Annotated in this window: 1 pseudogene; it reads left to right on the top strand. The window is 76.2% G+C overall.

The annotated features are described in order from the left end of the window. Positions 1–89: 89 nt before the first annotated feature. Positions 90–1,040 (top strand): annotated as a pseudogene (locus K1J50_RS19395) (IS630 family transposase); the annotation flags it as partial.

Raw genomic sequence — 1,040 nt, 5'->3', positions numbered from 1 at the left:
ATACGCTCGGGGCCTGAACCCGACTCAACGGGGATTCCGGCGCGGCTGTGATGGTGATTCGCTGTCTTCGCTGAGGAGCGGAGGCGAGGATGGCGGGGGTGGCGATTACGCGGTTGGAGTTGGGTGCGGCTGGCCTGCGGCGCGCCGCATCGCGCGGGCGGGACGCGGGTGCGTCGCGCCGGATGCTGGCGCTGGTGCTGGAGGGGCGGCCGCGCGGCGAGGCGGCGCGTGCGGCCGGGATGGATCGGCAGACGCTGCGCGACTGGGTGCATCGCTACAACGAGGCGGGCTTGTCGGGGCTTCGGGACCGGCGGGCGGGCAACGGCGCCCGGCCCCGGCTGAGCGCGGCGCAGGCGGCCGAGGCGGCCGAATGGGTGCGCCGCGGCCCCGACCCGAAGTTGGACGGCGTGCTGCGCTGGCGGCGCGCCGATCTGGCGCGGGCCATCGCGGCGCGTTTCGGGGTGGTGCTGGCCGAGCGCAGCGTGGGCGTGCTGCTGGCTCGGCTCGGGTTCCGCCGGCTGTGCGTGCGTCCCCGGCGCCCGGGCCACGATGCCGCGGCCCAGGCGTCTTTCAGCGGGACTTCGCCACCCTCGTGACCGCCGCCCTGCCTGCCGAGGCGCGCGGCAGGCCTGTGGAGGTCTGGTGGCAGGACGAGGCGAGGGTCGGCCAGCAGGGCACGCTCACCCGGGTGTGGACCGCGCGCGGCTCCTGCCCTGCTGCGCCGAAGGACTGCCGCTACAGTTGGGCCTATCCGTTCGGCGCGGTGTGCCCCGCGCGCGGCGTGGCCGCGGGGCTGGCGCTGCCCGCCGTGCACCAGCGCGCCAGGAGCCTGCACCCGGCCGAGATCAGCCGACCGGTCGCGCCCGGCGCGCATGCGGTGGTCGTCATGGACGGCGCGGGCTGCCACCAGCGCGGGCCCGGCCGGAGGGTGCCCGCCAACATCGCGCCGCTCCTGCTGCCGCCCTACGCACCCGAGTCGAACCCGGTCGAAAACGCCTGGGGCTTCCTGCGCTCCAACAAGCGCGCCAACGGCGTGTTCG

The sequence above is a fragment of the Caldovatus aquaticus genome (genome assembly GCF_019458025.1).
In the GTDB taxonomy this organism is placed as follows: Bacteria; Pseudomonadota; Alphaproteobacteria; order Acetobacterales; family Acetobacteraceae; genus Caldovatus; species Caldovatus aquaticus.
This window is presented reverse-complemented; position numbering and strand designations above follow the sequence as displayed.